The organism is Streptomyces sp. DSM 116793, assembly GCF_057320905.1.
The window spans coordinates 8,747,078-8,760,648 of sequence record NZ_CM170494.1 but is presented as its reverse complement, the minus strand read 5'-3'; the positions used below and the strand labels follow the sequence as shown (position 1 = coordinate 8,760,648).

The following is a 13,571-nucleotide window of genomic DNA, read 5'->3' as shown; positions in this document are numbered from 1 at the left end:
AGCCGAGGCCGCGGATCCACCGTCCTGAGCCACGGCGCCGGCGAGCGGACTGGCGGAACCACCGAGCGCGGCCGCGGACCGGGCAGCCGTTCCCCCGGCGCCCGGGGCGCCGCCCTCAGATCACGTTCAGTGCGGCGGCGGCGCCGACCCCGCCCAGCAGCATGAAGAGCGGCATGAGGACCTTCAGCTCGACCCAGCTCCCCGCCCGAAAGCGCATCGCCTTGGGCGGGCCGACCGGATACCAGCGCTTGCGGCCCACGGGTATCGGCCAGAATATCGGGCAGCCGGACACCGTCAGGGCATCGCCGATGTCGTGCACCAGGGAGCCCAGCACGATCGGCAGGCCCAGCCACAGGTACTCCTGGCCGGGGGCGGTGAACAGCCAGTCCGAGCCGTTCCCCGGTTGGTCCAGGATCCCCGCGAGGATCCAGGCGCTGGTCGCCGCCAGCAGCCACACCAGCACATCGCTGCTCGATCCGCGGGCGGCCCGCCAGAGCAGCCCTTCGATGGCCAGCACCATATGGATGAAGAGGATCGCAAGGACCGCCCAGCGGCCGATCGTGATCGCCAGCGCCGAGGTGGCGGCGCCGACCAGAACCGCCCACAGCCAGGTGTGGGTGAGGGTGCGGTGTCCTCCGGTGCGCCTGGGGTCGCCCTTCATCCGGGTGGCCTTGTAGACGGCGTAGGAGAGCTTGTCGACGACCTCGCACACCCCCCGTGAGATCGGCCCGAAGGCCCGGGAGATCGTCGCCGCCTTGTGGTCCAGATCCGGAGCCAGGGCGGCCCCCGCACAGATCAGGGCGCCCACGAGGAGGACCGGCCAGGGCATGGCGTGTCCCGCGGCAGCGGCCGCCGCGCCCACCCCCAGCCAGGCCGCCGCTCCCGACAGTGAGTGTGCCGGTCCCATCATGGTTGCATCCCGCCCCGTTTCCCTTGTCCTCGTGTGCAGTTGTCCGCGATCGATGACGTGCCGTCGGCGCCTCAGCGTAGCGTTCGCGATCTTCGCATGAGCGTCCGATTGCCTCTTCGGTCGGGTCGACGGGCAAGATGGGGGTGTGACCCTTATCGATCAGCTTCCGAAGACCGCCGACCCCGACGCCCTCTACGAGGCCTTCGAGTCGTGGGCCACCGAGCGCGGTCTCACCCTCTACCCGCACCAGGAGGAGGCGCTGATCGAGGTGGTCTCCGGTGCGAATGTGATCGTGTCGACCCCCACCGGATCGGGGAAGAGCATGATCGCCGCCGGTGCGCACTTCGCCGCGCTCGCCCGTGACGAGGTCACCTTCTACACCGCCCCCATCAAGGCCCTGGTGTCGGAGAAGTTCTTCGAGCTGTGCAAGCTCTTCGGCACCGAGAACGTGGGCATGCTGACCGGCGACGCCTCCGTGAACGCCGACGCGCCGGTGATCTGCTGCACCGCCGAGGTGCTGGCCTCCATCGCGCTGCGCGACGGCAGGCATGCCGACGTCGGCCAGGTCGTGATGGACGAGTTCCACTTCTACGCGGAGGCCGACCGCGGCTGGGCCTGGCAGATCCCCCTGCTGGAGCTGCCGCAGGCCCAGTTCATCCTGATGTCGGCCACGCTCGGTGACGTGTCGATGTTCGAGAAGGACCTCACACGCCGCACCGGCCGTCCGACCGCGGTGGTCCGCTCCGCCACCCGCCCCGTCCCGCTGTCGTACGAGTACCGCCTGACTCCGCTGACGGAGACGCTGACCGAACTGCTGGAGACCCGGCAGGCGCCCGTCTACATCGTGCACTTCACGCAGGCCCAGGCCGTCGAGCGGGCCCAGGCGCTGATGAGCATCAATATGTGCAGCCGGGAGGAGAAGGACCGCATCGCGGAGCTCATCGGCAACTTCCGCTTCACCACCAGGTTCGGCCGCAATCTGTCGCGCTACGTGCGGCACGGTATCGGCGTCCACCATGCGGGCATGCTGCCGAAGTACCGGCGCCTGGTGGAGAAGCTGGCTCAGGCCGGGCTGCTGAAGGTCATCTGCGGGACGGACACTCTGGGTGTGGGCGTGAACGTGCCGATCCGCACGGTGCTGTTCACGGCGCTCACCAAGTACGACGGCAACCGGGTGCGGGTGCTGCGCGCCAGGGAGTTCCACCAGATCGCGGGCCGCGCCGGCCGCGCGGGTTTCGACACGGCGGGTCTGGTGGTGGCGCAGGCGCCCGAGCACGTCATCGAGAACGAGAAGGCTCTTGCGAAGGCGGGCGACGACCCCAAGAAGCGGCGGAAGGTGGTCCGCAAGAAGGCGCCCGAGGGCTTCGTGGGCTGGACGCAGAACACTTTTGAGAAGCTGATCGCGTCCGAGCCGGAACCGCTTACCTCCCGCTTCCGCGTCACCCACACCATGCTGCTCGCGGTGATCGCCCGGCCCGGCAACGCGTTCCAGGAGATGCGCCGCCTGCTGGAAGACAATCACGAGCCGCGCAAGCAGCAGCTCCGGCACATCCGGCGCGCCATCGCCATCTACCGGTCGCTGCTGGACGGCGGCATCGTGGAGAAGCTGGACGAACCGGACGCCGAGGGCCGCATCGTCCGCCTGACGGTCGACCTGCAGCAGGACTTCGCGCTCACCCAGCCGCTGTCGACGTTCGCCCTGGCCGCCTTCGAGCTGCTGGATCCGGAGTCGCCCTCCTACGCGCTCGACATGGTCTCCGTCATCGAGTCCACCCTCGACGACCCGCGGCAGATCCTCGCCGCCCAGCAGAACAAGGCACGCGGCGAGGCCGTCGCCGCGATGAAGGCGGACGGGGTCGACTACGAGGAGCGCATGGAGCGGCTGCAGGACATCTCGTACCCCAAGCCGCTGGAGGAATTGCTCTTCCACGCGTACAACACCTACCGGAGGAGCCATCCCTGGGTGGGTGACCACCCCCTGTCGCCCAAGTCGGTCGTACGGGACATGTACGAACGGGCGCTTTCCTTCGGGGAGTTCGTCTCCTTCTACGAGCTGGCGAGGACCGAGGGCATCGTGCTGCGCTACCTCGCCGGCGCCTACAAGGCGCTGGACCACACCGTGCCCGACGACCTGAAGTCGGACGACCTTCAGGACCTGATCGCCTGGCTCGGCGAAATGGTCCGCCAGGTCGACTCCAGCCTGCTCGACGAGTGGGAGCAGCTCGCGAACCCGGAGGAGATGACCGCGGAGGAGGCGCAGGAGAAGGCCGACCAGGTCAAGCCGGTCACCTCCAATGCCCGCGCCTTCCGGGTCCTGGTCCGCAATGCGATGTTCCGCCGCGTGGAACTCGCGGCGCTCGACCATGTCGAGGAGCTCGGAGAGATGGACGCCGAGTCCGGATGGGATGCCGAGGCATGGGGCGAGGCGATGGACGCATACTGGGACGAGTACGACACCCTCGGTACCGGCCCTGACGCGCGCGGCCCGAAGCTTCTGATGATCGAGGAGGAGCCGGCGAACGGACTCTGGCGCGTCCGGCAGACCTTCGCCGATCCGAACGGTGATCATGACTGGGGCATCAGTGCGGAGATCGATCTCGCGGCCTCCGACGCGGAGGGCCGGGCCGTGGTCCGCGTCACCGACGTCGGCCAGTTGTGACGCGCCCCTTTCGACGCCTGCCCGGCCCAAGGGCTTGTTCCCGTCCCATCGTGCACCCAGGAGTACACCAGTCATGACGAATCCGGCGGAGCGGCTTGTCGACCTGCTCGACCTGGAGCGGATCGAGGTCGACATCTTCCGTGGGCGCAGCCCCCATGAGTCCCTCCAGCGGGTCTTCGGCGGACAGGTCGCGGGCCAGGCCCTGGTGGCGGCCGGGCGCACCACCGACGGCGAGCGCCCCGTGCACTCCCTGCATGCGTACTTCCTGCGCCCGGGCCGGCCGGGCGTGCCGATCGTGTACTTGGTGGAGCGGGTGCGCGACGGGCGGTCGTTCACCACACGACGGGTCACCGCCGTACAGGAGGGCCGAACGATCTTCACTCTCACCGCCTCCTTTCACAAACCCGAGGAAGGAACGTTCGAACACCAACTGCCGCTGCCGCGGGAGGTGCCGGGACCCGAGGAGCTGCCCACGATCGGGCAGGAGGTCCGCGAGCACCTGGGGGCCCTGCCCGAGCAGTTGGAGAGGATGGCCAGGCGACAGCCCTTCGACATCCGCTACGTGGACCGGCTGCGCTGGACCCCTGAGGAGATCAAGGACGCTCCTCCGCGCAGTGCCGTGTGGATGCGTGCGGTCGGCCCCCTGGGAGACGATCCGCTGGTGCACACCTGCGCCCTGACCTACGCCAGCGACATGACCCTTCTGGACGCCGTACGCATTCCCGTAGAACCGCTGTGGGGCCCTCGCGGCTTCGACATGGCGTCGCTGGACCACGCGATGTGGTTCCACCGGCCGTTCCGCGCGGACGAGTGGTTCCTGTACGACCAGGAGTCCCCGATCGCCATCGGCGGACGCGGACTGGCACGCGGCCGGATCTACGACCAGAAGGGCTGCCTGCTGGTGTCGGTCGTCCAGGAGGGGCTCTTCAGGCCTGTCTGAGATGCGGGGAGCCAGGCAGGGGTGGTGCTGTGCGACCGCGCCCTGCGCGGCTTCCAGCCGGCGGAGCACGCCCGTGAGGGACCGGCGCCGCCGTCCGTCTACTCGCGGCTGCGGCGGAACCGGGCCAGCAGGCCCTTCGGGCGGGACGCGGGCCCATGCGTCACCGTCTCGTCCTCGGGGGCCTCGGCTCGGTATGTGGCAGCCGGGGCCCCGCCCCCCGCTGGCTCCGTGAGCGGGGCCGTCGGCTGCGGGCGCGGCGCCGGCCGGGCCTTTCTCGCCTCGGCCAGGCCCAGCGCGAGGCTTGACCGCAGCCACTCGATCTCGTCCGGGGTGTCCGCTCTCATCAGTTCGCCGACGACCTGGGAGGCAAGCGAGCCGGGTGAGCCCTGCGCGGGTCGCTCGGGCCTGAGCCAGGCAAGGTAGGCGCGCTCACTCGGGTCGCCGACGATGTCCTCGACCTCATCGGCGTCGAGCAGGGACGCGGTGATCGCCGCACGGGCCCAGGGGTCCTCTGCGAGCCGCAGGAGGAAGCCGGTGTGCCTGCCGCGCCAGTTCCGGGCGCGCAGGTCGGTGCCCGAGTCGAGCTGCGAGCGGAGTGTCTCCGGGAGCCGGGCGGTCAGCAGGGCTTCGTTCGCCTTGACCGCGGCGAAGGTGCGGAGCTCCTCGGCCAGGTACATCCACACCACCGTGCGGTACCGGTTGAGGTAGAAGCGGACGGGGACCAGGAGGCCGAGCCGCGCCAGGCGGGTGAATCGTGCCGTGGTGATGCCCATGAGCTGGGCGCCCTGCGGGGCACTGACCGTCGAGATGTCCGCGCGCAGGGTGTCCGGGAAGCCCTTGGCGGCGCGGAGGCGGTCGATCTCCTCGCGTGCGACACGCCTGCGGGCACCTGGCGGCTCATGTGCCCGCGCGGCGTCCGCGAAGGTGCGGATGCGTCCCAGGTGGACGGCCAGGTCGAACTCCGCGCGCCGCAGGCCGAGCTCGCGGGCGGCACGGCCCGCCGTGAGCGACTGTGTGCGGGCGGGTGAGCCGGTGGTGGCATCGGGCTTGGTGATGGTGTTTCCGCTCATGACTGGTCTCCCCCGTGTGATGCGATCGATCGGGGTGCGATCGATCCCGGGAAAACCGTAGCCCGATTGCCGCTCGGCCCGCTGAGCCTGTGGATAACTCTGCTTTCGCCGAGTCTGCGCAGGTCAGATGCGGTGTCGGCGAAGGAACGGAACTCGGCCGGCGAGGGGGCGCACCCGGCTCAGCTCTCCACGGCGGGGGCGTGCTCCGGCTGCCTGGCGTCCACGCCGAGGTGCTCCCCGACACGGTTGACCAGCAGGGTCATCTCGTAGGCGACCTGGCCGACGTCCGCCTCGGCGGCACTCAGCACGCACAGGCAGCTGCCGTCGCCCGCCGCCGTGACGAACAGCACCGCGTCATCGAACTCGATCATGGTCTGCCTGACCCGGCCCGCGCGGAAGTGGCGTCCGGAGCCCTTGGCCAGGCTGTGCAGCCCTGACGAGACGGCGGCCAGATGCTCGGCGTCCTCGCGTTTCAGCCCGGTGCTGGCTCCGGTGACGAGTCCGTCGTTCGACAGGATCATGGCATGCCGTACATGTTCGACGCGTTGCGTCAAGTCGTCCAGCAGCCAGCCGAGCCCTTTGTTCTGCGGCATGTGCGGTCTCCCCGCTCGCGGTTCCTCCCCGTGTCCCCCCGGCCGGAGGATCTGTCTGCCAGCCTTCACCACCGTCGGCCTTCGGGCAAGCAGGATGGAGGCATGGCACACAAGATGACCGATGACGAATGGCGGGCCTTCGTCTCCAAGGGCACCCGCACGGCGATTCTCTCGACCGTACGAGCCGACGGCAGCCCGCACAGCGCGCCCGTCTGGTTCCTGCTGGACGGCGACGACATCGTCCTCACCACGGACAAGCGGAGTGTGAAAGGACGAAACCTCGCCCGGGACGGACGTGCCAGCCTGTGCGTGGACGACGACCGGACACCCTACTCGTTCGTGGTGCTCCAGGGCCGCGCCACCATCTCGGAGGACCTCACCGAGTTGCGGGCGTGGGCCACGCGGCTCGGCGGCCGGTACATGGGCGAGGACCTGGCTGAGGAGATCGGTGCGCGCAACGGCGTGCCCGGCCAGCTGCTGGTACGCGTGCATGTCGACAAGGTGGTCTCGATGGCCGACCTGGCGGACTGACCGCCGCTTCGGCTTGCCCGGCCCTGCCACCCCCGCCCACCGGCACCCGGGCGCACGCGCGCCGACGGTGCGAGAACATGCCGTGCATGAGTGACGACCACGCCCATGTACGAGAGTTCTTCACGGCTCGCGCGGCCGACTGGGACCGCAGGTTTCCCGACGACGGCCCTGCGTTCCGGGACGCGGTCGCCCAACTGGGACTGCGCCACGGGGACCGCGTCCTGGACGCAGGGTGCGGCACCGGCCGTGCTCTGCCCGCGCTGCGGCATGCCGTGGGTGCCGAGGGCATCGTGCTCGGCGCCGATCTCACCCCGGCCATGCTGGACGAGGCCGTCCGCGCGGAACGGCACACCAAGGGTCTGCTGCTGCTTGCGGACGTGGCGCGGCTTCCGGTGCGCACGGCGGCGCTCGACGCGGTGTTCGCGGCGGGCCTGATCGCCCATCTGCCGCAGCCCGACGACAACCTCAGGGAGCTTGCCCGCGCGGTGCGCCCCGGCGGTGTCCTCGCTCTCTTCCACCCGATCGGGCGGGCGGCCCTGGCAGCACGGCAGGGCCGCCGGATCACGCCGGGCGACCTTCGGGCCGAGGAGAACCTTCGGCCTCTGCTGGCACGCTCCGGTTGGCGTATGACGTCCTATGTGGATGTCGACACGCAGTTCCTCGCGCTTTCCGTGCGGACGCGGTGAGCTCCGGCGGACGGTGCACCTTGACCCCCGCCGGCCCGCCGGTCGGGCGGAGCGGCGCCGTACCCCACTTTCGCGTGAGTTTCCTGCTCACCCGCCCTCGACGGCGTGATCGGCGGGGGTTAAGGTGCGCCGACGGACGTAGCGATGGGAAGGACGACATGGCCGGGACGGATGACGCAGCCGTCGCTGCCGGAGACGACGCACTGTATGTGCTGACCGCGGTGCTGCTGACGCCCGCGCAGTTTCCGAGCGTGCTGGGCGACGACTACCCCGAGGCGTGCCGAGCGCTCGGGCTGGTTCCGGATGCCGAGGGGTACGGGCTGGTGCTGGGCCAGGACAGCACGGGCGCCCGGTGGACGGTCGTGGTGGACGATGTGTCGCTTGTAGCGGTGGCGATCGCCTCCTGGGACTGCGGCATGGAGTACGACCTTTCGCCCGACGAGCGCTCCGTGGTCACCGCGCTGCCCGGCTGGCCCCTCGCCCTGGCGGTGGCCGCCCCGGGCGTGCCCGCTCCGCACGACCCCGAGCCGGGCCCCGAGAACGCCGACCGGCCTCCCCTGACGCCTCCCAACACCGAGACCTGGGGCCCCGCCCAGCGGCGACTGGGCGCCGACGAAATAGCACTCCAGTGGGCCGCGTGGCGGGAACAGATCGACGACGCGAACTTCGCCACCGACGGCGGCGACGTGCCGGATGCTGAGGCGGCGTCGGAGAAGGGCGATGAGGGGGGTAAGCCGAAGCCTCACCACGGTATCCAGCGGGCGCTGGCCGAGGCGCGTGCCTATGTGGACTCGCCACCGCCACTCGGGCGGGTGCGCTCGTCCTTCGCCCCGGGGGAGGCCCGGACGCTGCGTGCCGACGGACCCGGCTGGTCGATGGTCGCCAGGACGGACGACATCGCCTTCGTCCTGCTCGACGAGGAGCCGGGTGAGGTGCTTCCCGTGGGACGTGGGCCGGAGCTGCCGGGGCTTCTGGAAGCGCTCGACAAGATGGCCGTACGCCCGTCCTGACCTCCGCGGGGGCACTCCGCCGCCCGGTCCCTGTATCGTGCCCGGCCCGCCGCCCGCGGTCGTGCCGGGCCGACCGCGCCGAGTGGCGGCCGGTAATGGCTCACGGTGGGCCACCGGCGCAGGACAGGGGCGCCGGGTCAGGGCTCAGCGGCCCAGTTCCCTACGGGAGATACGGCGCAGCCTGCGTCGCTGGCCCGGGTCCAGCGCCAGATAGGCCGCCGCGGGCACGCCCACCACGATCAGGAATGCGGCCCACCAGGGCAGCCAGATCAGCAGGAACAGTCCGACCGCCACACCTCCAGCGGCGATCTTCGCCCTCTTCGACATGTGCGTCGCCTCCTCCAGCGGCATGTGCCGCCCTCTGCTGTGAAAACGGCCGTGCGTCCCCGGCAGTTCCATCCCTGGACCCTGAGAAACCCCTGAAGAGCGTCCCCTACGCGACCCTGAGCCACTTCTCACGGTCGTTCCCCGTCCCTGTCCCCGCTGGGGACGGTGCCGGTCACCGGCGAGCCGCCCCTGAGCGGCTCCCCCACGTTGTGCATGTACCGCAAGGCCTGCCGATAGGAGTCCACGAGGCCGGTCTCCGTGTACGGGATGCCGAGGCCGAGGCAGTGGGCGCGCACCATGGGCTGCGCCAGCCTGAGGTGGGGGCGGGGCATGCTGGGGAACAGATGGTGCTCGACCTGGTAATTGAGCCCTCCCAGGAACCAGTCCGTCAGTACGCCGCCGCGGATGTTGCGGGAGGTGAGCACCTGGCGGCGCAGATGGTCCCACCGGTCCTCGCCGGGGTCGGGCATCTCCATGCCCTTGTGGTTGGGCGCGAAGGCGAGACCCAGGTGCAGGCCGAAAAGTGCCTGGTGCAGAGCCGCGAACAGCAGGGCCTTGCCAGGCGACAGGGCGCCGAGCAGCAGGGACGCGTACCCGATCACATGGGCGGCCAGCAACAGCGCCTCCACCGTGCGCCTGCCCGGTGACTGCGTGCGCAGGCTCCGGAAGCTGTGCACCTTGAGTGCCACGCCCTCCAGGAGGGTGAGCGGGAAGAAGAGCCATGCCTGGTTGCGGGTGAGCCAGCGCCTGAGGCCCGTGCGGACGGCCGCCTGCCGCCGTGTGAACACCAGGACGTCGGCGGCCACGTCGGGGTCCTTCTCGGTGTGGTTGGGGTTGGCGTGGTGGCGGTGGTGCTTCTCGTTCCACCAGGCGTAGCTCATGCCCAGAAGGAGGTTCCCGTGGACCAGGCCGATGGCGCGGCCGACCGTACGGTCGCCGGATATCTGGGCGTGTCCGGCGTCGTGGCCGATGAAGGCGGTCCTGGTGGACAGCACCGCGAGCACGGGGGCCAGGGCGAGCGTCCACCAGGTGTCTCCCAGCAGGATGACGCCGGTGACCACGGCGGTGAGCAGCAACAGGTTGACGGTGATCCCGGCCGCGTACCAGCCGGTGCGGCGGTCGAGCAGGCCCTGGCCCCGCACCGTCCGCAGCAGCGGTGCGAAATCGCTTCCCCTGTCGTGGGAGCCGGACTCGGGTGGGGGGCCTGCAAGGGCGGTGGCGGCCTGAGGCATGGTGGGTCTCCGAGTCTCATGGATATGGGGCTGACCTCAGGAAACGTACGCAGAGTGACTGCCTGGGGCCATGGCGCTGCCACCCCGATACGAGCGGTGCGGACCCCCTGAGCGGCGGGGGGCTGACCACACCCCGCCCCTGGGGTGAACCCCCGGACCGGCCCGAGGTTCCCGCTCCGGCGCCCGCGTGGTACACCCTCGTCCGCCCAGTACTCAAATTTGAGGAGTAGTCTTCCCGCCGCGCGTTCCTGTGCCGGCGTTCTCGGACACCTCCGAACTGACCCGGTGCTCCGTGGTGTTCGTCCCCGCCGATCCGCCGCGCGCCGGAAGCTTCGCCTTCTGGTGCCCCGACGGGGCGGACCCGCCCGTGGCGGCAGGCGGCCGGCGGGAGCGGCTGACCGTTGTGCTGCCGGGTGCCGCAGGCGTGGAGGCCGTCTCCGTGCCCGCGGTGCACCTGCCTGTGCGCAGTGCCCTGCCGGGGTGCCCTGCCGGTCCTCACACGCGAGCGTGGCGCGGCCGACGCTCATCCGTCAGCGGAGTTCTGGAGCGCTGCGGCGCTGCTGGCACTGCACTTCCTCGCGCGCGGGATGCTCCTTCCCGGTGTGAGCCCGGACAGTCACGACACATGGCGCTGCGCGCCGTCGGGCGTCGAGGACACCGCCTCGATCCGTGAACTCGCCGCCGCGGCACCGCCCGCTGCGCACGCCGTGCCGCCGGCCGCGGCCGTGCCGCCATCCGGGACGCTCCCTGCCCTCGGCCCGTCCGCAGGGGCCCCTTCGGAAGCTCTCCCGGATCCTCTGCGGCTGCCGGAGCCCGAGCTCCGCCGAGATGGCGGGGCGCAGGGTCGACGTCGAGCCCGACGCGGCTCCGGCCCGCTTGCGTGCGGCATTGTCGGATCCGGAGGCCGCGACACAGGTGCGGCAGCCCGCGGCGCCCTCCGTTCCGCTGCGGGACTACCAGGTGCGCGGCCTGAGCCGGCTGGCCCGGATGACGTCACTTGGCCTCGGCGGATGCCTCGCGGACGACATGGGTCTCGGCAAGACGATCACGCTGATCTTCCCTGTCAAGTCAGCATGTTGAGTCGTTGAGGTCCGGCATCCGGGCCGCACACGGCTGCGGGAACATCACCCAACTCGCCGCGTCGCACAACCGGATCACGGCGGCCGCCGGTGTCCGCATTTGGAATGCAGGCCAGCCCCGTCCCAACCTGTGACGCGACCACGAACCTTTCCCGTGGATTCACTGCCTTTCCAGTGCACGGGAAAGCATCACCGGCGTTCAAGGGAAACGAAGGAATGCATGACAAGAAGTGCGGTCAGCTGTAAGGACATAGACGCGACAAGTAAGTCAAGACTTACCTTTAGGGAACTTTGGCCGTATGGTGCGGCTCGAATCGAAGGAGTCCCTTGTTGTCAAACACAAATGATTCTGCCGTGCGTGCGGTTGAATCGGAGCAAGGTTACGTGTCCTCATTGTATGAGCTGCTCACCGAGCGGCTTTCCGAGGCGCGAGCGAACCGGGAGAGTGTGCTGAAGGCCCCGGCGGACGGCGCCGGCGAGGCGTACGAGAGAGAGATCGCCGCCGACCGTCTGACCAAGGAGATCGGCCGGCTGGAAGGCGCCGAGAAGGGGCTGGTCTTCGGGCGCATCGACTGGACGGACGGCACGGCCCTGCGCATCGGGCGGATCGGACTGCACACGGAGGAGGACGAACTGCCGCTGCTCGTGGACTGGCGCGCGAACGCGGCGCGGCCCTTCTACGAGGCGACACCGGTCCACCCGATGGAGCTGCGGCGGCGCCGGCACCTGCGCCTCGAGGGGCGCACGGTCGTCTCGGTGAGCGACGAACTGCTCGACGGGACCGCCCCGACCGACGGAGACGTCGTGGGGGACGGCCCGTTGACCGAGGCTCTGTCGGCACGGCGTACGGGCAGGATGCACGCGGCCGTCGCGACGCTGCAGGCCGAGCAGGACGAGATCGTGCGCTCCGCCCACCGCGGGGTGACCGTGGTGCAGGGCGGGCCCGGCACCGGCAAGACGGTGGTCGCCCTGCACCGGGCGGCCTACGTCCTGTACGCGTTCCCGCGCGCCGCGGAGGAAGGCGTCCTCGTGGTGGGCCCCAACGCCCGTTTCCTCGACTACATCTCCCAGGTCCTTCCCTCGCTCGGGGAGAACGACGTCGATCTGGCGACCTGCCAGGAACTGGCCGGAGTGTCCCCGGACGCGGTGGACCCGTTCGACACGGCGCGCCTCAAGGGCGGCCTGGACCTCGCCGACGCCCTGGCCGGCCTGCTGCGAGACCACCAGGCCCCCGCCGGTGACTTCACCGTCCGGGTCGGGCGGGAACTGGTCCACCTGTCCGGGAAGGAGGTCGCCACTGCACGCGCCGCCGCCCTGGCGGCCGCATCCGGCCACAACCCCGCCCGCCAGGCGTTCAGGGAACTCCTGGTCGACGCCGTCACCGACGCGATGCAACGGGACATGGGCGACCTCCTGGAGCAGATCGACGCCGATGCCGAGCAGATGACGGGCCTGAACTTCGACCGGTTCACGGGGGTCGCCCAGCGCCGTGCCGAGGGCGCCGCCGACCCGGGTCCGGTCCACGAGCTGGACCTGGACGCCATCCGGGCCGATCTCCTCGACGACGCCGGTGTCGACCGGGCGGTCGAGGCGCTGTGGCCGAGGCTGGTACCCGGCAACCTCGTGAAGGCACTGCTGACGGATGCCGACGCCCTGGCCGGGCGCCTGCCGACCCTGACCCCGCAGGAGCGGTCCCTTCTCCTGCGTGCCCCGGACGCCCCGTGGACCGATGCGGACGTGCCGTTGCTGGACGAGGCGGCGAGCCTGGTCGACGGCCCGCCCGAGCGGACGTACGGGCACGTCGTCGTCGACGAGGCGCAGGAACTAACCGCTATGCAGTGGCGGATGATCGTCCGCCGCTGCCCGGCGAGGGCGATGACGCTGGTGGGTGACTTCGCCCAGTCGGGCCCGGCCACGACGGCACGCGACTGGAAGGAAGCCCTGAGCCCGTATGTCGGGACGCGGTTCAGACTGCACGACCTGACGGTCAGTTACCGCACCACGCAGGAGATCCTGGAGAACGTCCGGGACCTGCTCACGCGGATCGCTCCGGACCAGCGGCCCACTCGGTCACTGCGCAGCGGTGAGAGCCCGCGCACCGTGACCACACATGGGGACGGGTTGGTCACCGCCGTCGTGGAGGAACTGCGCGCCCAGAGCACCGCGCAGCCGGACGAACTCCTGGGAGTGATCTGCGCGGACACCCGAGTGAGCCAGTTGACGGCTCACGGCATCGCCGACCACGCACGCATCGTGCCCGCGTCCGAAGCACGGGGCCTCGAGTTCGACGGGGTCGTCGTCCTGAACCCCGAGGAGATCATCACGGCCCGCCCCGGCGGGGAGAGGGACCTGTACGTGGCCCTGACCCGGGCCACCAAGCGCCTGTGCACCATCACCACCCGGCCCGCATGATGGCGCGGCGCCCGCGTGGTCGCCGCGGGCGCACAAGTGCCCCAACGCGCCGTCAACGTGCGCACTGGTACGGCCCTGGCCTCCCTGCTCAGCCTGATGTCCTGCCGTCCGGCGTGCGTCGT

The 13,571-nt window shown here is 70.5% G+C and carries 11 protein-coding genes and 1 pseudogene; 7 read left to right on the top strand and 5 right to left on the bottom strand.

What is annotated here, in order from left to right:
- Nucleotides 1–115: 115 nt before the first annotated feature.
- Entirely contained in the window at nucleotides 116–910 is a 795-nt protein-coding gene (locus ACSMXW_RS34605; protein WP_485802226.1) for a metal-dependent hydrolase, read from the bottom strand.
- A 145-nt stretch (nucleotides 911–1,055) separates the two neighbouring features.
- Between ACSMXW_RS34605 and ACSMXW_RS34600 the strand changes: the two genes are divergently transcribed.
- Both ACSMXW_RS34600 and ACSMXW_RS34595 read left to right on the top strand, forming a co-directional pair.
- Nucleotides 1,056–3,569, top strand: a complete 2,514-nt coding sequence (locus tag ACSMXW_RS34600; protein WP_485802224.1) for a DEAD/DEAH box helicase — start codon at nucleotides 1,056–1,058, stop codon at nucleotides 3,567–3,569.
- A gap of 73 nt (nucleotides 3,570–3,642) precedes the next feature.
- Nucleotides 3,643–4,509 carry an acyl-CoA thioesterase gene (locus ACSMXW_RS34595; RefSeq protein WP_485802222.1) on the top strand — a complete coding sequence of 289 codons (867 nt, stop codon included), beginning with the start codon at nucleotides 3,643–3,645 and terminating at the stop codon, nucleotides 4,507–4,509.
- Nucleotides 4,510–4,607: 98 nt separating this feature from the next.
- Here the strand turns inward: ACSMXW_RS34595 and ACSMXW_RS34590 are convergent, their stop codons facing one another.
- A complete protein-coding gene (locus ACSMXW_RS34590) occupies nucleotides 4,608–5,579 on the bottom strand; it encodes a DUF6397 family protein (RefSeq protein WP_485802220.1) in 972 nt (323 codons plus the stop codon).
- Between the two features lie 179 nt (nucleotides 5,580–5,758).
- Entirely contained in the window at nucleotides 5,759–6,172 is a 414-nt protein-coding gene (locus tag ACSMXW_RS34585) for a roadblock/LC7 domain-containing protein (protein WP_485802218.1), read from the bottom strand.
- A 102-nt stretch (nucleotides 6,173–6,274) separates the two neighbouring features.
- Here ACSMXW_RS34585 and ACSMXW_RS34580 point away from each other — a divergent pair, with 102 nt between their 5' ends.
- The 3 genes from ACSMXW_RS34580 to ACSMXW_RS34570 all read left to right on the top strand — a co-directional run bounded on the left by ACSMXW_RS34580 (nucleotide 6,275) and on the right by ACSMXW_RS34570 (nucleotide 8,399).
- A complete protein-coding gene (locus ACSMXW_RS34580) occupies nucleotides 6,275–6,703 on the top strand; it encodes a PPOX class F420-dependent oxidoreductase (protein ID WP_485802216.1) in 429 nt (142 codons plus the stop codon).
- An 86-nt stretch (nucleotides 6,704–6,789) separates the two neighbouring features.
- On the top strand, nucleotides 6,790–7,389 hold the full coding sequence (locus tag ACSMXW_RS34575) for a class I SAM-dependent methyltransferase (RefSeq protein ID WP_485802214.1): 600 nt from the start codon (nucleotides 6,790–6,792) through the stop codon (nucleotides 7,387–7,389).
- A 158-nt stretch (nucleotides 7,390–7,547) separates the two neighbouring features.
- Complete coding sequence (locus tag ACSMXW_RS34570; protein WP_485802213.1) at nucleotides 7,548–8,399, top strand: hypothetical protein; 852 nt, start codon at nucleotides 7,548–7,550, stop codon at nucleotides 8,397–8,399.
- 144 nt (nucleotides 8,400–8,543) lie between these two features.
- Here ACSMXW_RS34570 and ACSMXW_RS34565 read toward each other — a convergent pair whose 3' ends face one another.
- Together ACSMXW_RS34565 and ACSMXW_RS34560 are read right to left on the bottom strand one after the other, a co-directional pair.
- Nucleotides 8,544–8,726 (bottom strand): hypothetical protein, encoded by a 183-nt coding sequence (locus tag ACSMXW_RS34565; protein ID WP_485802211.1) that lies wholly within the window; start codon nucleotides 8,724–8,726, stop codon nucleotides 8,544–8,546.
- A gap of 128 nt (nucleotides 8,727–8,854) precedes the next feature.
- Nucleotides 8,855–9,958, bottom strand: a complete 1,104-nt coding sequence (locus ACSMXW_RS34560) for a fatty acid desaturase family protein (RefSeq protein WP_485802209.1) — start codon at nucleotides 9,956–9,958, stop codon at nucleotides 8,855–8,857.
- Between the two features lie 822 nt (nucleotides 9,959–10,780).
- On the opposite strand from ACSMXW_RS34560, the pseudogene ACSMXW_RS34555 reads away from it, so the two are divergent.
- Nucleotides 10,781–11,014, top strand: a pseudogene (locus ACSMXW_RS34555) (SNF2-related protein); the annotation flags it as partial.
- 407 nt (nucleotides 11,015–11,421) lie between these two features.
- A complete protein-coding gene (locus ACSMXW_RS34550) occupies nucleotides 11,422–13,449 on the top strand; it encodes a HelD family protein (protein ID WP_485802207.1) in 2,028 nt (675 codons plus the stop codon).
- The last annotated feature ends 122 nt before the right edge of the window (nucleotides 13,450–13,571 follow it).